A 20,262-nucleotide genomic window follows, 5' to 3' on the forward strand; every position below is an offset into this window, starting at 1 on the left:
TGTAATGAAATAACAAATCAATTTACAGAAGGAGGAAAAAATGAGAGTTACAGGATCACAACTGGTTGCTGAGATCTTATTAGAACACAGCGTAGACACTATATTCGGATATCCCGGAGGTGCGGCGCTGAATCTATACGACGCATTATACGAATACAGAGATAAGATAAAGCACGTATTGACAGCTCATGAACAAGGCGCAGCTCATGCTGCCGACGGATATTACAGGGCAACAGGTAAAACAGGCGTCGTCTTTGCTACCAGCGGTCCCGGAGCAACTAATCTGGTGACAGGTATCGCCACAGCGTTTATGGACAGTATACCTATGATAGCCATAACTGCCAACGTACCTGACAGTCTTATCGGCAGAGATGCATTTCAGGAAATATGCATAACAGGAATAACCATGCCGATAACAAAGCATACCTTCTTTGTCAATAGAATAGAAGATCTGGCAGATGCCATGAGAAACGCCTTCAGGATCGCTAACAGCGGAAGAAAAGGACCTGTTCTCATCGACATCACCAAGGATGTCACTGCAGCAATGACAGACTACAAACCCGAAAAACCGCTTCCTCTCAACCCTCGGCCGGTATTCACCGACAAAGAGGTTCAGGAAGTGGCTTCCATGATCAATTCATCAGAAAAACCTATCGTATATTTTGGAGGCGGCGTAGCTGCAGCAGGCGCAGGCGAAGAACTCAATGCGCTTTTGGAAACTGCCGATATCCCCGCTACATATACATTGATGGCAGCCGGAATACTGGGGTATGAGAATCCGAGAAATCTCGGCCTTATAGGAATGCACGGAAGCATCGCAGCTAACAGGGCTGTAGACAGAGCTGATCTGGTAATCGCATTAGGAGCCAGATTCAGCGACCGAGTGGCTCTTAATCCAGAAAAATTCGCCAAGAAAGCTCATAAAATACAGATTGATATAGATACAAGCGAGCTGAACAAAAACGTCCTCGTAGATTTAGGGGTAACTGCCGATGTAAAAGAATTTCTTACTAAACTTCTGCCTCTGATCAAGAAAAAAGACCATAAGGAATGGGTATCTCAGGCAACAGAATGGAAAAAGAAGACAGGAGATGTGAAGTGTCAGGGAGCTGACCTTCATCCAAGTGAGATCGTACATGCAGTATGCGATCTTACAGATAAGGAAACCATTTATGTTACCGATGTAGGTCAGCATCAGATGTGGGCGGCTCAATATCTGAAACATGACAAGACCAAAGATTTCATCACAAGCGGAGGTCTGGGAACGATGGGATTCGGCTACGGCGCAGCTATAGGAGCTCAGATCGGATGCCCTGACAAAAGAGTCGTTCATTTCACAGGAGACGGTTCTTTCCATATGAACTTGAATGAAGCATGTACGGCAGTCAGCCAAGAGCTTCCCATCATAACTATCATAATGAATAATCAGGTTCTCGGCATGGTATACCAGTGGCAGACATCTTTTTACGGAAAAAGATACGCAGCCACAACACCTGAAAGAAAAACAAACTTCTCTAAACTGGCAGAAGCTTTCGGAGCAAAGGGTTTCACCGCGTCCAATCCCAAAGAATTCGAAGAAGCTTTCAAAAAAGCTTTGCAGGAAAAGGGACCTGTATGGATCGACTGCGCTATAGCAAGAGATGAACGAGTTCTTCCTATGATCCCGGGCGGAGGAACTATCGAAGATATGATCATAGGTTAGGAGGAAGACGAGTATGGATAAACAAATAAAAAAAGAAGTTATCAGCATTCTTGTAGACAACCAGGCCAATGTTCTTACAAGAGTCAGCAGCCTGTTCGGACGCAGAGGATTTAATATAGATTCGCTTACAGTCTCAGCCACCAACGATCCTAAACTTTCAAGAATAACTGTAGTCTTTACGGGAACGGAACAGGGACTTCACCAAATAATAACACAGACTGCCAAACTGGAGGTTGTAAAAAAAATATTTACACTCAATTCAAACGACAGTATTTACAGAGAACTTCTCCTTCTTAAAGTTAAAGCCGACAAAACAGAACGCTCAGCTATAAAGGAAATCGTTGAGATATACAGGGGAAGAATCGTAGATCTGTCAAAAGACAGTCTGATCATAGAGATGACCGGAGCGTCGGAGAAACTCGATGCTTTTATGGATATGATGAGCTGTCACGAAATCGCCGAAGTATGCCGTACCGGTATTACAGGTATTGGCCGAGGCGCAAGCTGGCACGAAGAATAATTATTGTCTTTAAAATTTTTAATATACAAAAGGAGACGGAAAAAATGATTAAAAAATATTATGATCAGGATTGTAATTTAGCATTATTAGACGGAAAAACCGTTGCTATCATAGGATTCGGAAGTCAGGGACACGCCCATGCCATGAATCTTAATGAAAGCGGAGTAAACGTAGTGGTAGGTCTCAGACCGGGATCCGCTCACACTGCAAAAGCAGAAGCTGCCGGATTAAAAGTCATGGGTATCGAAGAAGCTGCAGAAGCAGGCGATGTCGTAATGATCCTTACTCCTGATGAACTTCAGGCTTCTATCTACAAGAACCAGATCGAAAAGCATATGAAAGAAGGAAATGTACTGGCATTCGCTCATGGATTCAACATCCACTACAATCAGATACAGCCTGCATCATATCTTGATGTTGTAATGATCGCCCCTAAAGGCCCGGGACATACAGTAAGAAGCCAGTATGTAGAAGGGAAAGGTGTTCCAAGCCTTATAGCTGTTTATCAGGATGCTTCCGGAAAAGCAAAAGACTATGCTCTTGCTTACGCAAGCGGAATAGGTGCAGGACGTGCAGGAATTCTTGAAACTACATTTAAAGAAGAGACTGAAACAGACCTCTTCGGAGAACAGGCTGTACTCTGCGGCGGCGTTACAGAACTTATGAAGGCCGGATTCGATACACTGGTAGAAGCAGGCTATGAACCTGAAATGGCTTACTTTGAATGTATTCACGAAATGAAACTTATTGTGGACCTTATCAATGAGGGCGGATTCGATAAAATGAGATATTCCATCTCCAACACTGCTGAATATGGCGACTACAGAACAGGAACAAGAATCGTTACAGAGGATACGAGAAAAGAAATGAAAAAAGTTCTCTCAGAAATCCAGGACGGTACTTTTGCAAGCGAATTCATTCAGGAATTCAATGCAGGCGGCAGAGCTAAATTCCTGGCAACAAGAAAGAAAGAAGCTTCACATCTCCTCTGCAAAGTGGGCGAAGAGCTCAGAAAGATGATGAGCTGGCTGAAAAAATAGTATATTAAACAGATAAACATAAAAGAGGTTTTGCTATGGCAATTGGTCCTCGGCATTCTGAGCAGACGCATTACAAGCTCATGCCTGCGGAGGTTGCCTCCGCAAAATCTCTTTATTTTATTTTCCGGGAAATATCATCAAGCGATACTTCCAAAAATGCGGAAAACCGGCAAAGCCGGATTTTTACCCGAAAAACAAGAAAGGAAACGAAAAATGAGAAGCGATAACGTAACAAAAGGCGTTGAAAAGGCTCCTATGCGAAGTCTGTTTTACGCCATGGGATATACAAAAGAAGAACTGGAACGGCCTCTCATAGGTGTTGTTTCAGCAAAAAGTGAAGTAGTGCCAGGTCACATCCATCTCGATAAGATAGCAGAAGCCGTCAAAGCCGGAGTAAGAATGGCCGGAGGAACCCCTATAGAGGTTCCTGCCATAGGAGTCTGCGATGGAATAGCTATGGGACATATAGGGATGAAATACAGCCTAGCAAGCCGCGAGCTGATTGCTGACAGCGTAGAAACCATGGCTATGGCTCATGCCTTCGACGGTCTGGTTCTGGTACCTAACTGCGATAAGATCGTTCCCGGTATGATAATGGCTGCCGTAAGAATAAATATACCGACAGTAGTCTGCTCCGGCGGTCCTATGATGTCAGGTCTTGTAAAAGGTGAAGAAACCAGTCTTTCCAAAATGTTTGAGGCAGTAGGCGCAAGAAAGGCCGACCTGATTGATGATGAAGAGCTTCTGGAATTCGAAGAAAATACATGTCCGGGATGCGGATCATGTTCGGGCATGTATACTGCCAACAGCATGAACTGTCTTTCGGAAGCCGTCGGAATAGCTCTTCCCGGAAACGGAACCATCCCTGCGGTAGACGCTGCAAGGATCAGACTCGCCAAACACGCCGGCATGGCTATCATGAATTTAGTGGAGAAAGATATTAAAGCGCGTGACATCATAAATGAAAAATCTTTGAGAAACGCCCTTGCTTGCGATATGGCTCTTGGCTGCTCCTCAAACAGCGTACTTCATCTATTGGCAATAGCCAATGAAGCAGGAGTGGAGCTTAATCTTGATATTTTTAATGAATTCAGCGCAAAAGTCCCTAATCTCTGTCATCTGGCTCCTGCAGGAGGCACTCATATGCATGATCTCAACAATGCAGGAGGTCTCAGAGCAGTATTCAGTGAACTCACTAAAAAAGGTCTCATTGACGAAAGCTTAATAACAGCTACCGGAAAAACTGTAGGAGAAAATATTGAGGGTGCCTGCGTCAAGAATTATGATATAATAAGACCAATAGATAATCCATACAGCGAAACCGGTGGAATCGCCATTATGTGGGGCAACATAGCTCAGGACGGCTGTGTAGTGAAAAGAAGTGCGGTAGCTGCAGAAATGCTTTCTCACAGCGGACCTGCAAGAGTCTTTAACTGCGAGGAAGACGCCATCGCAGCTATTTATGCAGGAAAAATAACAGACGGTGATGTAGTGGTAATCAGATATGAAGGCCCTAAAGGCGGTCCGGGAATGAGAGAAATGCTCAATCCTACAAGCGCACTTGCAGGAATGAAGCTTGATAAAACAGTTGCTCTCATAACAGACGGTCGTTTCAGCGGTGCCAGCAGAGGTGCTTCCATAGGCCATGTCTGCCCTGAAGCTGCTGCAGGCGGAAACATCGGTCTTATCAAAGAAGGGGATATCATAGACATAGATATTCCAAATGCCAAGATAAATGCCAGAGTTTCCGATGAAGAATTCAGCAAAAGACGCAAAGAATATATCGCTCCCGCACCGAACGTAACCGGAGGATGGCTGGCCAGATATATGAGAAACGTATCATCATCCGCTAAAGGAGCTGTTATGGAATAAATACCGCAAGAGATGCCTTTTCAGGCACTCTCGCAAAATTCAGACCAACAGCAATTAGTATAAAGGGAGGTTATGATGTGTAAAACAGCATTTACCGGAGGTCTTCTGATAGACGGCACCGGATCAGCCGCCGTAACAAACAGTCTGGTTCTTATTGATGACGATAAGATTACTTATGCAGGCAAAGCCTCAGACATTCCTGCTGAATACGATATTATCGATATCACAGGCAAAACTATAATGCCGGGGCTTGTGGACGCTCACCTTCATTTTTCAGGTAACCTTACAGAGAATGACAGCGACTGGGTCATGGAGGATAATATCCAGAAAGCTGTTGTCGCAGTACAGCAAGCTCATGAGTGTCTCGAATCCGGTCTGACTACTGTCGGCGAGATCTCAAGGTTCGGTATCCACATCAGAAATATGGTGGAAGCTAAAGTAATGAAAGGGCCGAGAATTATTGCTACAGGTCTTGGTTTCTGTGCGACAGCCGGACATGGAGACTCCCATAAACTTTCTATAGAGCAAAACAAAAATGCTCATCCATGGGCAGAATGTGTAGACGGTCCGTGGGATCTCCGAAAAGCTGTAAGGAGAAGAATACGAGAAAATCCCGATGCTATAAAAATATGGGCAACCGGAGGCGGTATATGGAGATGGGAAATAGGTTCTGATCCCCACTATACCATGGAAGAAATCCAAGCTGTATCCGATGAATGCAAAATGCGCGGCATACCTCTCTGGTCTCACTGTTTCGGAAGTGCCGGCAATTCGGTCAAGGCCGGAGCCGACTTCATCATACACGGATGGGATCTTAATGACGAAACCATAGATACTATGGCGGAAAACGGAATAATGCTATGCCCTACTATAAGTTTCCTTCCGGCATGGTTTGCCACTTACCCGCCAAACTACATACCCGAGCTCCATGATAAATTCCCGGGAGAAACCGTTACGGAAAAAGAATTGAACCGAATATATGATAATCTTCGCAAAGCTTTCTCCAAAGGTGTTTTGCTGACTATAGGATCCGACTCCTTTAATTCTAAAATAACGCCATACGGTGATACTGCTATTGGAGAAATTTACGAATTCATAACTAAAGCCGGTATCAGCGAAATGGATACCATCACAGCAGCTACCCTAAATGGGGCAAAAGCATTGCGAGCAGACGATATAACCGGTTCTCTGGAAGCCGGAAAAAGCGCTGATCTGTTGGTGCTTAAAGAAAATCCGCTCGATGATATACATGCTATATCTGTAGAAAATATGGAAATTATAATGAAAGAAGGAGAATTCGTAAAAAGATTATGATATCTCACTGCTTTCCGTCCAATAATACAGCAGGCACAACAAAAATAACAAGGGAGATACCGAAATATGTATCTCCCTTTTATAGACTGTCAGTCTCTATATTATAATATTATCATAATATCCTTAAAGAAAAATTTTATAAATGGAGGTCACTATGCAATACACATCTCATTACACGTCTCCTATAGGCGATATCCTTTTGGCAGCAGATGATATCGGCCTTACCGGCCTATGGTTTGAAGGTCAGAAATATTATGCTTATAAACTGGAAGTTCAGCATAAGGAAAAAGAACTGCCAGTTTTAAAGGAAACAAAAAAATGGCTTGATATTTACTTTTCAGGCAAAAACCCTGATTTCACACCTCCTATCCACATGATAGGCTCTGATTTTCAAACTATGGTCTGGAAACTTCTTCTGAAAATCCCATATGGCAAAACTGTTACTTATGGAGAAATAGCCCATAAGGTAGCGGAAGAAAGGGGTCTTCCTCACATGTCCTCTCAAGCTGTAGGAGGAGCAGTAGGTCATAACGAGATTTCCGTTATTATTCCCTGCCACCGTGTAGTCGGATCAAATGGAAGCCTTACTGGATATGCAGGCGGAATAGATAAAAAAATCAAGCTTCTCACTCTTGAAAAAGCAGATATGAATCATCTGTTTATACCAAAGAAAGGTACAGCACTATAAACCGGTACTTTCAGAAAACAGAAAATGGGAGTTCTTAAAGATCAGCTTAAGTCTCCCATATGTTTTATTATTCTTTTATCTTTCCGTCAAGAGTCATAAGAACCTGATATCTCTCAGGACGTCTGTCTCTGAATGTACATACCTCACGTCTGTATTCTGCCAGTTTATCAAGATCAAATGAAGCTGTTAGAATCTCTTCTGATTTTGTATCGGCTTCAGCGATTTTATTACCCCTGTTGTCAGAAATAAAGGATGCTCCCCAGAATCTTATCGCTGTGCTGCCCATTTCCTCTATTCCGATCCGATTAGATGCCACTATAGGCGTCATATTAGCTGCAGCATGTCCTAACATCACGTTTTGCCAATGATCGTAATCGTCAGGCTCTTTGTGAAGTTCCTCCGGAGGTACGGCAAAAGTCCCGATAGCGGTCGGATACAGCAATATCTCTGCGCCCATAAGTGCCATGGCTCTTGCAGCCTCAGGAAACCACTGATCCCAGCAAATACCGACACCTATTTTAGCATACTTTGTATCCCAAACTTTAAAGCCTGTATCTCCGGGACTAAAATAAAATTTTTCATAATATCCCGGATCATCAGGTATATGAGTTTTCCTGTAAATCCCTAAGTTAGATCCGTCGGCATCTATCACCATAACAGAATTAAATCTGCAGCAGCCGCTCTCCTCGAAAAAACTGATCGGTAAGACTACACTCAATTCCTCTGCCAGCTCAGAAAACCTTTTCAGCATCGGATTATCCTCTGCCGGCTGAGCCAATTTGAGGTTTTCATATTCTACTACCTGCGCAAAATACTGAGTCTGAAATAATTCTTGGATCAAAATGATATTAGCTCCCTGTGACGCCGCCTTTCTTATGAGCCTCTCTGCTACAGCTATGTTTTTCTCCGCATCAGGACCACACGACATTTGAGTGGCCGCTACTGTTACATTTTTCATGCACCTGCTCCTTTCAGATATTTTTATTTTTATAAATTTTACAATATAGATAAGTATTTTAACATACTTATGTTGTCTTCTTTGTTATATTTTTAAAAAATTCTGATTATTCTCATACTATATACATGAATTTTCTTATATGATATAATCAAAAAAAGCAACTAAGACCATTTATTAATTGCAGTGCAAAAATAAGGAGGTATGTTATGCTTCAGGAAATACAATACGAAGATGATCTTCCGGTAAAGGTTCAGGTTCTGCAGATACAGCAATACCCCTGGCATGTACATAACGATATCCAGATAGTATATGTACTGGAAGGCGAAGTGGAACTGAAAATGACTTATGCACGTTATCGCCTTACGAAAAACAATGTTCACTTCATACACAGCGATGATGTTCACGGCTTCCGAACCTTATCCAATAATAACTTAGTTGTTGTCTTAAGTCTTAATATGGATTATTTTTCTAAATATTATCCACATCTGGATGTTCAGGTATTTACCACAAAAGTAAGCGAAAACATCGCCACATATAAAAAACAGCTGGCGCTTAAAGTACATATGTTTTCCATAATTTCTGAACTTCACGGGAAAAAGAAAGGTTATAAAGATAGGATAAAAGAGATCTCCCATGCACTCATAGATGCGCTTTACAAAGATTTCAGAGGTTTCACAGTCAATCTGGAAAGCCGAACATTTGAACATCAGATCTCACATGATCTGGTACAAATAGATCGTATAAGCCGGGTCGTGGGTTTTGTATATATGAATTACCCCTATAAACTGAGCCTGTCATCCATCGCAGAATCCGAAAACATTAACAGTTACTATTTATCCCACCTTTTTCAGCGTCTGGTAGGTGACAGTTTCAGAAATTTTGTCAGCATGGTCAGAGTGGAAATGTCAGAGCCTGAGCTTTTGACTACTGATAATTCCATAGCCCAGGTATCTTCTAATGTGGGGTTTTCCAATGCTAAATATTATGTGGAAAATTTTAAAGAATGGTTCGGATGCCATCCCAAAGAATACAGACAGCTTTACAGAAGCGAAACCATCAGGCAGTCGACATGTCTTGTCAAAGAACTCCCTTTAGACAGTATAAATGACGCTATAGAATCATATGGTGAAATACCGGCTTTCACGGGAGCGGCTCAGCAAATAAAATCCGTTTCTTTTGATCTGAAAAAGGCTTCTCTTCTCCATAGACTGGTGCCTGATGATGAGCTGCCAAAAAAATTCTATCGCAATTACAATCCTCAGCAAGATTGTATAAACTTTTTGAAAACCGTATTAAAAGACCCCGAAGCAAAAAATATGCCGCAGGCATTTATAGACACCGCGGTAAACAGAAACGGGATCTTTACATTCAATAACATGAAAAAACCGCTTTATTATCTGCGCCGATTTCTTTTCGCGCAGTATAATACTGTAGGCGGACACGATGAATGGTACATGATAACAGTCAATGACAGCAATGTTCAGATCTTATTCTTCAATGAAGATGCTGAGAATCCTCAAAATCTTGAATTTGATCTGTTTAATATGCCGGGCAAGTATCAGATAACCGAACATCGCCTCCGAGCGGATTCAAACTGCCTTGACCTATGGAGGCAGATGGAATACAAATCTGATCTGACTGAAAATGAAAAACAACAGATACAAGAGATGTCGGCTCCACGCATACTATGGAAGACCGTCTCTTCCTCAGGAAGTTTTACCTACTCGGCGAAACTTGATCCTCTTGATATAGTATTTACGGAAATTAAAAAAACTCAATAATTTACTTTCGTACATAAAAACGGAACCACAGACACTGGTTCCGTTTATTATATTTTATTTCTTTTTTCTCTGTTTCACACATTCACTTAGCAGGTACTCCACTTGACCGTTTATAGATCGGAAATCCTCTTCCGCCCATGCGGCTATATCGTTCCAAAGTCCTGAAGATAATCTCACGATCATCTGTTTTTTCGTCTTTTCCTTATCTTTAACAGCTTTTTCTCTTTTTTTAATCTCATCTTCCAGCCTCTTGATTTTTTCAAGCCGCTGCTGCAGCTGTTCTTCTTTTTTGTTTATATCATTGGACATCTGATTACCTCCAGGCTATAAACCATATCAAATATTTTAATATATACTTCCGCTGTTTACAACCGGCTGAGGATCTTTGTCTCCGCAAAGAACTACTAACAGATTAGATACCATGGCCGCTTTACGTTCATCATCCAGAACCACAAGTTCATCATCTTCCAGTTTATCAAGAGCCATTCTGACCATACCTACCGCACCTTCAACGATTTTCTCTCTTGCAGCAATTGTTGCGGCAGCCTGCTGTCTCTTAAGCATAGCAGCCGCTATCTCTTCTGCATATGCCAAATGTGTAATCCTTACCTCCAGTATCTCAATTCCGGCGCCTTTCACCTTTTCCTGCAGTTCTCCTTTCATATTCTGAGCAATCTCCAGACTCGATCCCCTGAGAGTCATCTCATCGTTTTCCTGATCTATAGTATCATAAGGATAAAGTCTTGCCGTGTTTCTTATAGTTGAGTCACACTGAGTTGACAGATACTCAAAATAATTCTCAATATTAAAAACAGCTTTGGTTGGATTAGATACGTGCCAAATAACTATAGCACCTATAACAACAGGATTACCCTGAACATCATTTACTTTCTGCTGTCCGTTATTTAAAGTCATTGTCTTTGTGGATACCTTTTTGCTCATGGTCCTGCCTTTTTTATGTCCGTCTTTTTTTGCGGATTCACTTATTTCGGCTATGAGGCCGTCTACAGTTCCGGCCACAGTCGGATTGAACCCTGTAGCAAAAGGATTGACAAAAAAGAATCCATCTTTCTTTATGGTTCCGTAATATTTACCAAACAGAGTAAGAACTAACGCTTCATTTGGATTGACTATCTTGAGCCCTGCCATTAAAATACAAAGCACCACTATCAACAGTATCCCTGCTGCTACAAACACACCTGTCATATCTACAAAAAAAACAGGTCCTGCTATACACAAGGCAACTCCGGCTAAAATACCGATTATAATGATGAAAAGCATTGCCATCCCCGACATAGGATGAAGTTCTTTTTCTGTAATATTGTTCTTGATCAGATTATTGTTAGTTTCCATATTTTCTCCTCCTTATTAGATCCCGAACTTTATCGCTATTATTTAATGATATCATTTTGATATCATCATTATATCTTATTATATCTTAATGTCAAGAGAAATCTTATAAAATTATTTGTTATAAAAAAACTGACAACTCAATGTCAGTTTCTTCATTTCATACCATATATACACTTATCTTAAGCTCTTCCCAATTGATTATTTCCGTAACACAGACACATACCTTACGTTCCAGCCATTTATACAGGTCATGACCCGTCCTAAATCTTACCGTACCTTTGAAATAATACTCATCAGGATCCACGCGATCCCCCTCCATAAGTCTTTGTTCCACACAATCTTCCATATTGAGAAAGGCTCTCATCTCCATTATTATATAAACTCCGTCATCCGTTTTGAGAAGAAGCGTAGACTCTATATCGTTGCTGCCGGCAATGGGTGTATATGTGATTCCCATACCGGCGGGCATAACCTGTCCTTTTATATCTTTTCCTGAAAAAGATCCTTTATCGGAGGGAGAAACTAATGTATCTCCCCTGCACGTTATTCCCATATTTATATCATTTTGCTGAATAAGATTTATATCAAAAATTTTTCTCATGACACCCCTCATTTCAAATATTTTCAAGGCTGCCCTTGATAAGCTTACCGTCAAATACTACAGCTTCTACTCTTATATCTTTGATTTCATCTTCTGAAACTTCAAACGGATCCTTATCAATCACTACAAAATTAGCAAGTTTTCCTGCACTTAAAGACCCCATCTTATCCTGCCATCTCAGTTGTCTCGCACCATTTATAGTATATCCTTTAATAAGTACATCCATATCAAGCCTTGCAGATGCTTCCGGTCTCATACTTTCAGGATATCTAACAGGATCAAGCGGAAATTCAGGATCTACTCTTGTTGCCGCCACCTGCATACCAAAAAAAGGATATGCTCTGTGCATCTCATACGCCGTGACTACATCACTGGAAAAAGATACCATAGCGCCGCTTTTTATCATAGGATTAAACTGATACATCCTGCGCCATTTTTCCTCCGTATAGTAATTCATAGCTTCTTCGCCGAAATATCCTCCCGACCAGTGGCAGCTCCAGTTTATGAAAATACCCAACTTTGCAGGCCTTTTCATATCTGAGGGGTCTACTATTTCGCAGTGTGCAAATACCGGTCTGCAAATCCACGGCTCACCGTTTTCTGCGGCCGTTTTCTGCGCCTCCTCCACAGCGTCGCATCCTACTTTAAATGCTCTGTCTCCCACCATATGTATATGAAGATCAAGACCCTCTCTATTGCAGAGAAGAAAGCATCTTACAAGCTCATCTTTTTCCATCATGATTTCTCCGTAATTGCCGGAATCATGGATATGCTCATGAAGAGAAGCAGAGTTTCCACTTTCATTAGTCCCATCTAAAAAAAGCTTCATGGTATTAAATTTTATATGTTCTGTGGTATAAAGTCTCTGATATTCTCTGAGCTTATCAATTTTCTCAGGCAGATCCTCATATCTCCAAAACCTTACTGAAGCATCATAATAGACAAACAATTTCCCTGCTCTATCCATTTCATACACTGTCTGTATCTGCCTGTCGTTTTCTATAAAGGCATCAAAAATAGCTGTTATACCACTTTCCATCATGAGTTCAAAAAAAGGAGCCATTCTTTCTTCTGTAAGTTCTTCAGGCGGTGCCCATCCTATAGCGTTAAACATGTTATCAGCAAAATGTACCCATGCCATTTCTTTTACCCAGCCTGTCGGATTTCCTTGCCTATCTCTCACAAAGACCTCCAGCGCGCTGGGATTCGGCGTATCCTTATCAACCCCGAGAAGTTCCATCATCTTCGTATTTATCCAGCACAAATGCTCTCCAAAATCCTGACACAGTACAGGTCTGTCTGAAATGGCTTCGTCCAGCAATTCCTTTGTAGGGCCATTCTCATCAAACATTGAAGTAGGATAATATTCAAAGTATATAAAAGGCATCTCCTCCCTGGGATGTTTACGGCCGTATTCTCTTATAAAATCAAGAAGCTCAGTTACATTCTCCGTCCAGGGAAGTTTCACATGCCATGTGCTTCTGGAGCACATACCCGGATGTATATGACTGTCTACAATTCCCGGAAGTACGGTCCTGCCTCCAAGATCATAGATTTTAGATGCCGCTGTGTATTTTTCCGCACCCCTCAGGCTACCCGCATATACTACTTTACTTTCGTCTACAACTATAGCATCTACATTGTTCTTACCTTCCAATGTATAAATTTTAGCATTTTTTAATATGTACATCTTTTCACCGCCTTTTCAGCTTTTATTTTTACGTCGTTTATTCAATGTCCATCTCAGGAGGCAATTTCCTGAATCCTTTAGTTTTTACGGCCAGTATGACAATTCCCACTGCCAGCCAGATGATACCTATTATCTTAGCGGCAGCCGCCATATTAAGCCACAGGTATACACATATAACAGTAGCAATAAGAGGCAATGCGCCATAATTAAAGATGGCTTTTCCTCCCCGAATCCCCTTTTTCCTGAAAAAGTAGAAAGGAACTGAGATATTTACAAGAATAAAACCTGTCAGTGCTCCGAAACTTACCAGCTCTACTCCGCCTAAAATATTATCAGTAAAAAATAATGCTACAAGCCCGATAAGTCCTACGATTATCAAATTATAAAGCGGTACGCCTTTCTTACTCATATGGCCGAATATCTTTTTAGGCAGTATGTTGTCACGTCCCATATTATACATGATACGTATAACAGCGGCCTGACCCGACAAAGCACAGGCTACACTTCCTATATTATCTACTACCAGAAACATGATATCCATATGAGGTATAGTCTGTATTCTGGCAAGGAGCTCAAATATTCCTGAATCCGGATCTGTAATCTGCTGATACCCCACAGGCCACATAGCCTGAGCTATATATGCGATGAGCGTAAACACCAGCCCTGCACCCAGACACACCAGAACAATAGCTCTCGGTATATCTTTTTTCGGGTGCTTAGCTTCTTCCGACAATGTAGATACCGCATCAAAGCCAAGAAATGATACACAAAGAATAGCAGCCGGATAAAGAACAAGCCGAAACTCAAACACATCAGGATTGTAAAAAGCCGTACCGTCAATCAGCCCGTTAGCCGTTCCATCAATACCGCCCCTGGCAATAGTAACGATTCCCACTGCTACAAACAATGCCATCATCAAGAGCTGAGCTATGACTATTACTGTATCAACTTTGGCAGCCATACTTATCCCCATAGCATTGATGACGAAAAGCAGTGCTACCAGAAGGATAACCCATGCCCATGCAGGAACCGCAGGTACATATGTTTCCATGTATATGGCAACACACAAAATACATATCATAGGCAGCAAAAGATAATCTAAGAGCATCACCCAGCCTGCAGCAAACCCGAAATGAGGATTCAGAGATTTTTGCACATAAACGTATGCAGAACCCGACTTCTGGAACTCCTTCGACATATTGGCATAACTAAATGCCGTAAAGAACATAGCTATCGCCGTAATGACGAAACAAGTCGGATACATACCTTCTGAGGCCACGGACAATGGACCATAGTAATTGAATACCACTGTCGGAGCCATATATGCAAGTCCGAAAATGATCAAAGAGCCTAATCCCAAGACCTTTTTGAATTCACCGCTTTGTTGTTTTTCACTATTCACTGTTTTACACCTCCCAGTATTTTCGATATATTCAGAATATACCGAAAGGATCTTTTAAACAATGCCGGTTTATTGACGTTTTTTATATTTTTTACATGAAAACATCAATAAATCTTACAAGTTCAATTCGGGCGGCAGAATTCTAAAACCTTTTGTCTTTATTCCCAGAACCACCAGCCCTACAGCTATCCATGAAAATCCCACAAGCTTACCGGCCGTAGGAAGACTCAGCCAAAGATATATACACACTGCAGCTGCTATGGCAGGGATTACAAGATTCCTTAACACAGCTGCGCCCGATCGCTCTTTATCCTTAACCCAAAATCTCATTATGACACATATATTAGTCAGTATAAATCCCAATAATGCGCCGAAGCTCACTAATGACATGGCATTGGTAAGGCTATCCTGAAAAAGTATGGCAGTAAGGCCAACCGCTGCAGTAAGTAGTATATTTTTAGAAGGTGTTTTGAATTTAGGATGAACATAACCGAAAAACTTTTTAGGAAGAAATCCATCTCTGCCCATCCCCAAGAGAATACGAGCCGTAGCTCCCTGCCCTGCTATACAGCAGCCTATAGATGCCAGTGTATTTATGAGAATGAATATGGTATTCATCCATCCTATACCAATATGAATATTAAATTCTGTTATAGCAGTATCAGGATCATTGATAGCTCCCGGCGCATATGGCCATCCGCAATTCATAAAATATGCTACGATAAAAAACTCTATAGCTGCGCCGACACATATGAGAATCACTGCTTTAGGCATATTTTTTTCCGGGTTAATGGTTTCCTCTGAATATGTAGTCACCGAATCAAAGCCTACAAACACTATAGCCATGATTCCGGCCCCCGTCATGAGCGCGCTGAAGTCAAAAAGCTGAGAATTATATACAGCCTCAGAATAAAGAAGCGTCCCTGATCCTCCGCCTCCCATGACAAATTTAATAATAAATATCACTGTTACTATAAGCGCTATTATAGGAGCCGCAACATTAATGTTATTAACTATAGACGCTATTCCCACGCCGACATAATTGCATATGGCAACAAATACTACTGCAATTATTATCCATCCCCACACAGGAACAGCAGGAATCATTATGTTAAGATAAAGTCCGCATCCAAGGTAACATGTCATAGGCAGCAGTAAATAATCAAGCATCAGCGCCCACCCTGATATGAATCCTAACTTGGGTCCTATGGATTTGCTCACATAACTGTACACCGATCCGGCTACAGGATATTTTCTGCACATTTTAGCATAACTGAGTGCAGTAAGAGTCATAGCAATCCCTGCTACTATCAATGTCAAAGGAAAATGCCCTCCGGTAAGGACATTTATAATCCCATAGTACATCAGTACACATGCCGGACACAAATACGCCAGCCCCTGACATACCAAAGTAGGCAGCCTTAGCACCCTCTTAAGTTCTGTTCTTTCAGCTACATTTTCATTATATCTTGCTTCCATAACAAACCTCCTATACAAATACGCTTTAACATATCTGATTGTCTTTTTCGTAAACAACCTTTCCTTTGAACAAGGTTTTATCTACCTTAACAGCATATATCTCATCTATGGGCACAGCCTCTATATCTGAATCAAGAACAGCTATATCAGCTGACTTTCCGGCTTCTACAGAACCTGTTATATCTTCGGCAGACATTTGATAAGCTCCGTTTAACGATAATGCTTTCACAGCTTCCCATAAAGTTGCCGGTTTTTCATTACCCAACACCATATCTTTAAACTTATGATAATCCGGCGCCTCAGGAAAAACTTTTCTTGTCATGGCACACTGTATTTCCTGCATTGTATCCGGAGGAGGTGTTACAGGAAAATCCGTTCCGAAAGTTACCGTTATCCCTCTATCCAAAAGAGCTCTGAGAGGATATGCATTCTCTGCTCTTTTCTTTCCAATCATAGGCACCATGGCTTCTATATCTGAGTCATATACCATCCACCTGGGCTGGCAGTTTGCTATTATATGATTCTCAGCCATCAATTCCATATCTGCGCTTCGAGTTAGCATGAGATGAGCGATCACATTCCGAAAACCTTCATTTTTGTCTTTCAGAAGAAGCTGAGCTTTACTCAAACATTCCGCACTCTGTCTTACGGCATTATCCCCCATAGCATGCACGTGTATATCAAAGCCTGCTTTCATGGCTTTATATGCTGTTTTCGTAAACTCTTCATCGCTCCAGTAAAGAGGTTCATTATAATCATCAGGCAGCCCGTTTTCTTTAATAAACTTTTTATCGTAAGAATCTATCAAAGAAAACATTCCCTCAGCAAATATCTTTACAGTATCTATACGAAAATCATCGCCTACATTATCCATACCTCTTCTTTTAATAGCTTCCGGCAGTTGGCTGTCGGCTTTTCCCGGCTCCATCAGATAAACACCTCTTATTCTGACAGTAAGCTTTCCTTCCAGAGCAAGTTCTTTAAAAGCAGTTCTGGCATTATCACTATGCATACAATCCTGTACCAAAGTCACCCCGTATTTATTAGCGTAGTCTTTCTGATAGTGAAGAAATGCCTCCTTATACTTTTCAACGGAAAAATCATAACCCGGCACATTAAGTTTAATGAGGTTCATGGCTTCGGGATCATTAAAGATGCCTTCAGGAAATCCATCTGCTTCTCTATATATCTTTCCTGCATATACGTCAGGTGTATTCTCGCTGATTCCCGCTATTTCTATAGCCTTTGTATTAACCCACAGATTATGCTGGCAGAAAGATTCAAGTATAACCGGTCTGTCACTGCATATCATGTCTATATCATGTCTCGTAGGCATTCTGTCTGCCATAAAATTCCCCATCACCCAGCCGGTGCCTCTTATAAGAACTTCTTCCGGGTTTTTATCCACAAAATCTTTCAGTCTTTTCATGTATTTATCTATGATGTCTGTGCCTGATTCTCCCTCCTGTATATATATACCGAAAAGATCACATCCGGAATAGGCGCTTGCCGCTATGGACGGATGGCAGTGAGCATCACACAGCCCGGGAAGGATGGTATTGCCATGACAGTCGATCACCTCTGTGTCCGCAGATATATAATTCTGCAGATCTTTCTCTATTCCCGTCTTTAATATGAGCCCATCCTTTATCAGCACTGTATCGCCGTCTGTTTTCTTCCCGTTTTTATCAACAGAATATATTTTTCCGTTTATCAGCGCTGTATCTGCAAATATCATATTATTAACATCCTTTCTTTCTTTTGTTGGAATAATTTTATTCTTATTTTTCTGATAATTCTATATACTTTTTCGTCTGTCTTTTGTATAATTTAGTAGAAAAACATATATAAATATGGAGATTGTATTTTATGAAACAAAATCAAAACTTTGATATGATCCCGAAGACACCTGCCGGGATATCCATTTACTCAGTGACACAGCAAGCACCTCATCATCATAAAGGATTCCTTGAAATAATATACTGTCTGAAGGGCCCTGTTACCATATACACCAGACTGCAGGATATCACGCTAAAAGAGGGCGATATCATATCATGTGACCCTTTCGACATTCACTACCTTAGTTGTGACAGAGAAAATCTGCTGGTCTCCTTTTACTTTGATTTGACGCATCCTGTATTTGAAAAACCGGATTTGGAAAGAATATATTTTATATGTGAACCCCTTACGACACCACAGTCAAAACAGCCGGAACTTCAAAACCTCAAAAGGCTGCTGCTGACTATGCTGTATTTTTACTGTTTCCCACATCCCGGATTGTCTGTAAGCAATATCATAACGAGATTTGCTGTAGAAGTTATACAAATGATGCTAAATCATTTTCACTACTTCTATTTCATAGCCAATTCAACAGAATACTCTGATGAGATGAAGGACAGATTTGAAAGTATCATAATTTATATTGATAAAAATTACTCAAAAAAAATCACACTGAAAAAACTGTGTGATATCAACCATTTTAATTATAAATATCTTTCCCGTTTTTTTAAAAAAACATCCTTCGTGGGATTTTCCAAATTTGTAAATGACATAAGAGCATACAAAGCAGCAAGTCTACTTCTTGAAACTGACAAAAATATTTCCGATATTGCCTATGAAGTAGGTTTTTCCTCACCGCTCTATTATTATCGAGTTTTTGAAAAATGGAATGTAACGACACCTAATCGATACCGCAGAAAACTGCATGAGCTGAAATCTTCAGCAAAAGAAACCATATACTACAATGTCGAAACAAAAAAAGAAGACCTGGAGCACTTTATCGCCTTCCATTTCGCCAAACTGCAAGTTCCCGAGCTTTGGCTCTCTCCCTTCGTTCCTTATAAAGGGCTTCCCATAGAATAAGACGTAAAATTTATTTTGGACACAAATCCAAATCACAACATAAAATCATCAAAACCTATAATATTTTACCATCAGAATAAAACAGATATGTTTCCATATAATGATCAGTCAGAAGCTTTTCGAGTATATCCTTTGTATCTATGATATCCAGATATCTTATCTTTTCTTCTGATACTTTTCCATACTGTTCTCTAAACTGTTTCGGAGTACACTTATACCACCGCTTAAAGGCCGAATAGTAATACTTGACATCAGAAAACCCACATTCCTCTGATATTTCAAGTATTGTTTTATTAGTTCTGAGCAGGTAAGTTTCAGATTCATTAGCTCTGATATAACTCATCATACCGCGAAACCCTACGGACATCTTTCTCAGATATTCAGACATATATCCTTCCGTAAAATTAAATCTGGCCGCAATATCCCCTATACAAACTTTCTCTTTCATATGACTGTGTAGATAATCATTTATCTCGTGGAGTTTCGCAAGCCCTTTTTTATCTCCGGCCCCGGCTCCGGCGTGAAAAAAGAATATATCAAACCTCTCTACAAACATATCCACGATACGTTCTGAGGCTCCTGCCACTTTTTCCGCAGACCCGTTTTCGGAAATAAATTTGAGAAGCGCAATCAGCATACCTTTGAGCCGCCGATGTTCCTCCCTGGGATAATCCATAGCCGTTTCAGCCAACCCCTCACACACAAACAAGTTATTGCATATAAAAGGATATTTGCTCTTATAACAGGCAAGATCAAAATAAAACGAAACCAGAAGATTATTCCCATCTCCATAAAGATAATAAGCATCTCTGTCAACAGAAATATATTCTCCGGCATGTAATGTAAACTCCTCATAAGCATATGAAAACCTTACTCTGCCTTTAAGGCAAAATATAATTTCCAAAATCCCTCTATCATTTATTTTTGTAGGAGCTTCTTCTACTGAGTAAACACTTATGCTCAAAGGTGTATCCCCAATTCTCCTGATTTTTTCAGCCAT

At 40.9% G+C, this 20,262-nt stretch carries 17 protein-coding genes; 8 read left to right on the top strand and 9 right to left on the bottom strand.

The genetic code is table 11. The features are described 5' to 3' along the window. The first annotated feature begins 40 nt into the window (after positions 1-40). From ilvB to H8692_RS03430, 6 genes are all read left to right on the top strand, one after another. Complete coding sequence (gene ilvB / locus H8692_RS03405; protein ID WP_177270881.1) at positions 41-1,702, top strand: biosynthetic-type acetolactate synthase large subunit; 1,662 nt, start codon at positions 41-43, stop codon at positions 1,700-1,702. Positions 1,703-1,715: 13 nt separating this feature from the next. Beyond that, the gene (ilvN, locus tag H8692_RS03410) at positions 1,716-2,222 is read left to right on the top strand and encodes an acetolactate synthase small subunit (protein ID WP_177270882.1); all 507 of its coding nucleotides are present in this window, start codon (positions 1,716-1,718) and stop codon (positions 2,220-2,222) included. A gap of 44 nt (positions 2,223-2,266) precedes the next feature. Continuing rightward, positions 2,267-3,262, top strand: coding sequence for a ketol-acid reductoisomerase (ilvC, locus tag H8692_RS03415; protein ID WP_177270883.1), 996 nt, complete (start codon positions 2,267-2,269; stop codon positions 3,260-3,262). A gap of 213 nt (positions 3,263-3,475) precedes the next feature. Then, positions 3,476-5,134: a dihydroxy-acid dehydratase gene (gene ilvD / locus H8692_RS03420; RefSeq protein WP_177270884.1), complete on the top strand. Its 1,659-nt coding sequence runs from the start codon at positions 3,476-3,478 to the stop codon at positions 5,132-5,134. 72 nt (positions 5,135-5,206) lie between these two features. Next, positions 5,207-6,448: a metal-dependent hydrolase family protein gene (locus H8692_RS03425; RefSeq protein ID WP_346727730.1), complete on the top strand. Its 1,242-nt coding sequence runs from the start codon at positions 5,207-5,209 to the stop codon at positions 6,446-6,448. A 154-nt stretch (positions 6,449-6,602) separates the two neighbouring features. Further along, positions 6,603-7,136: a methylated-DNA--[protein]-cysteine S-methyltransferase gene (locus H8692_RS03430; RefSeq protein WP_177270885.1), complete on the top strand. Its 534-nt coding sequence runs from the start codon at positions 6,603-6,605 to the stop codon at positions 7,134-7,136. Positions 7,137-7,203: 67 nt separating this feature from the next. Here the strand turns inward: H8692_RS03430 and aguB are convergent, their stop codons facing one another. Then, on the bottom strand, positions 7,204-8,094 hold the full coding sequence (aguB, locus tag H8692_RS03435; RefSeq protein ID WP_187524991.1) for an N-carbamoylputrescine amidase: 891 nt from the start codon (positions 8,092-8,094) through the stop codon (positions 7,204-7,206). A 206-nt stretch (positions 8,095-8,300) separates the two neighbouring features. On the opposite strand from aguB, the gene H8692_RS03440 reads away from it, so the two are divergent. Then, positions 8,301-9,875, top strand: coding sequence for a helix-turn-helix domain-containing protein (locus H8692_RS03440; protein WP_177270887.1), 1,575 nt, complete (start codon positions 8,301-8,303; stop codon positions 9,873-9,875). Between the two features lie 54 nt (positions 9,876-9,929). Here the strand turns inward: H8692_RS03440 and H8692_RS11030 are convergent, their stop codons facing one another. The 7 genes from H8692_RS11030 to H8692_RS03475 all read right to left on the bottom strand — a co-directional run bounded on the left by H8692_RS11030 (position 9,930) and on the right by H8692_RS03475 (position 18,138). Then, a complete protein-coding gene (locus H8692_RS11030) occupies positions 9,930-10,184 on the bottom strand; it encodes a type II toxin-antitoxin system antitoxin (RefSeq protein ID WP_243206883.1) in 255 nt (84 codons plus the stop codon). 36 nt (positions 10,185-10,220) lie between these two features. Then, positions 10,221-11,228 (bottom strand): SPFH domain-containing protein, encoded by a 1,008-nt coding sequence (locus H8692_RS03450; RefSeq protein WP_187524992.1) that lies wholly within the window; start codon positions 11,226-11,228, stop codon positions 10,221-10,223. Between the two features lie 157 nt (positions 11,229-11,385). Beyond that, positions 11,386-11,829: a DUF3237 domain-containing protein gene (locus H8692_RS03455; RefSeq protein ID WP_187524993.1), complete on the bottom strand. Its 444-nt coding sequence runs from the start codon at positions 11,827-11,829 to the stop codon at positions 11,386-11,388. A gap of 13 nt (positions 11,830-11,842) precedes the next feature. Then, positions 11,843-13,519 carry an amidohydrolase gene (locus H8692_RS03460; RefSeq protein WP_187524994.1) on the bottom strand — a complete coding sequence of 559 codons (1,677 nt, stop codon included), beginning with the start codon at positions 13,517-13,519 and terminating at the stop codon, positions 11,843-11,845. 37 nt (positions 13,520-13,556) lie between these two features. Then, on the bottom strand, positions 13,557-14,921 hold the full coding sequence (locus H8692_RS03465; protein ID WP_177270891.1) for an amino acid permease: 1,365 nt from the start codon (positions 14,919-14,921) through the stop codon (positions 13,557-13,559). A gap of 114 nt (positions 14,922-15,035) precedes the next feature. Further along, positions 15,036-16,400, bottom strand: a complete 1,365-nt coding sequence (locus H8692_RS03470; protein WP_177270892.1) for an APC family permease — start codon at positions 16,398-16,400, stop codon at positions 15,036-15,038. 25 nt (positions 16,401-16,425) lie between these two features. Beyond that, positions 16,426-18,138, bottom strand: coding sequence for an amidohydrolase (locus tag H8692_RS03475; protein WP_187524995.1), 1,713 nt, complete (start codon positions 18,136-18,138; stop codon positions 16,426-16,428). A 131-nt stretch (positions 18,139-18,269) separates the two neighbouring features. Between H8692_RS03475 and H8692_RS03480 the strand changes: the two genes are divergently transcribed. Further along, on the top strand, positions 18,270-19,262 hold the full coding sequence (locus H8692_RS03480) for an AraC family transcriptional regulator (RefSeq protein WP_187524996.1): 993 nt from the start codon (positions 18,270-18,272) through the stop codon (positions 19,260-19,262). A gap of 55 nt (positions 19,263-19,317) precedes the next feature. Here the strand turns inward: H8692_RS03480 and H8692_RS03485 are convergent, their stop codons facing one another. Continuing rightward, complete coding sequence (locus H8692_RS03485; protein WP_177270895.1) at positions 19,318-20,262, bottom strand: helix-turn-helix transcriptional regulator; 945 nt, start codon at positions 20,260-20,262, stop codon at positions 19,318-19,320.

It is taken from the genome of Lentihominibacter hominis (assembly GCF_014385065.1).
GTDB lineage: Bacteria > Bacillota > Clostridia > Peptostreptococcales > Anaerovoracaceae > Lentihominibacter > Lentihominibacter hominis.

Excerpts from the sequence above, each read along its gene's own strand:
- H8692_RS03425 (WP_346727730.1), top strand. The coding sequence starts at position 5,207 with ATGATGTGTAAAACAGCATTTACCGGAGGTCTTCTGATAGACGGCACC.
- ilvB (WP_177270881.1), top strand. The coding sequence starts at position 41 with ATGAGAGTTACAGGATCACAACTGGTTGCTGAGATCTTATTAGAACAC.
- H8692_RS03450 (WP_187524992.1), bottom strand. The coding sequence starts at position 11,228 with ATGGAAACTAACAATAATCTGATCAAGAACAATATTACAGAAAAAGAA.
- H8692_RS03470 (WP_177270892.1), bottom strand. The coding sequence starts at position 16,400 with ATGGAAGCAAGATATAATGAAAATGTAGCTGAAAGAACAGAACTTAAG.
- aguB (WP_187524991.1), bottom strand. The coding sequence starts at position 8,094 with ATGAAAAATGTAACAGTAGCGGCCACTCAAATGTCGTGTGGTCCTGAT.
- H8692_RS03460 (WP_187524994.1), bottom strand. The coding sequence starts at position 13,519 with ATGTACATATTAAAAAATGCTAAAATTTATACATTGGAAGGTAAGAAC.
- H8692_RS03485 (WP_177270895.1), bottom strand. The coding sequence starts at position 20,262 with ATGGCTGAAAAAATCAGGAGAATTGGGGATACACCTTTGAGCATAAGT.
- ilvD (WP_177270884.1), top strand. The coding sequence starts at position 3,476 with ATGAGAAGCGATAACGTAACAAAAGGCGTTGAAAAGGCTCCTATGCGA.
- ilvN (WP_177270882.1), top strand. The coding sequence starts at position 1,716 with ATGGATAAACAAATAAAAAAAGAAGTTATCAGCATTCTTGTAGACAAC.
- H8692_RS03430 (WP_177270885.1), top strand. The coding sequence starts at position 6,603 with ATGCAATACACATCTCATTACACGTCTCCTATAGGCGATATCCTTTTG.
- H8692_RS11030 (WP_243206883.1), bottom strand. The coding sequence starts at position 10,184 with ATGTCCAATGATATAAACAAAAAAGAAGAACAGCTGCAGCAGCGGCTT.
- H8692_RS03440 (WP_177270887.1), top strand. The coding sequence starts at position 8,301 with ATGCTTCAGGAAATACAATACGAAGATGATCTTCCGGTAAAGGTTCAG.
- ilvC (WP_177270883.1), top strand. The coding sequence starts at position 2,267 with ATGATTAAAAAATATTATGATCAGGATTGTAATTTAGCATTATTAGAC.
- H8692_RS03480 (WP_187524996.1), top strand. The coding sequence starts at position 18,270 with ATGAAACAAAATCAAAACTTTGATATGATCCCGAAGACACCTGCCGGG.
- H8692_RS03475 (WP_187524995.1), bottom strand. The coding sequence starts at position 18,138 with ATGATATTTGCAGATACAGCGCTGATAAACGGAAAAATATATTCTGTT.
- H8692_RS03455 (WP_187524993.1), bottom strand. The coding sequence starts at position 11,829 with ATGAGAAAAATTTTTGATATAAATCTTATTCAGCAAAATGATATAAAT.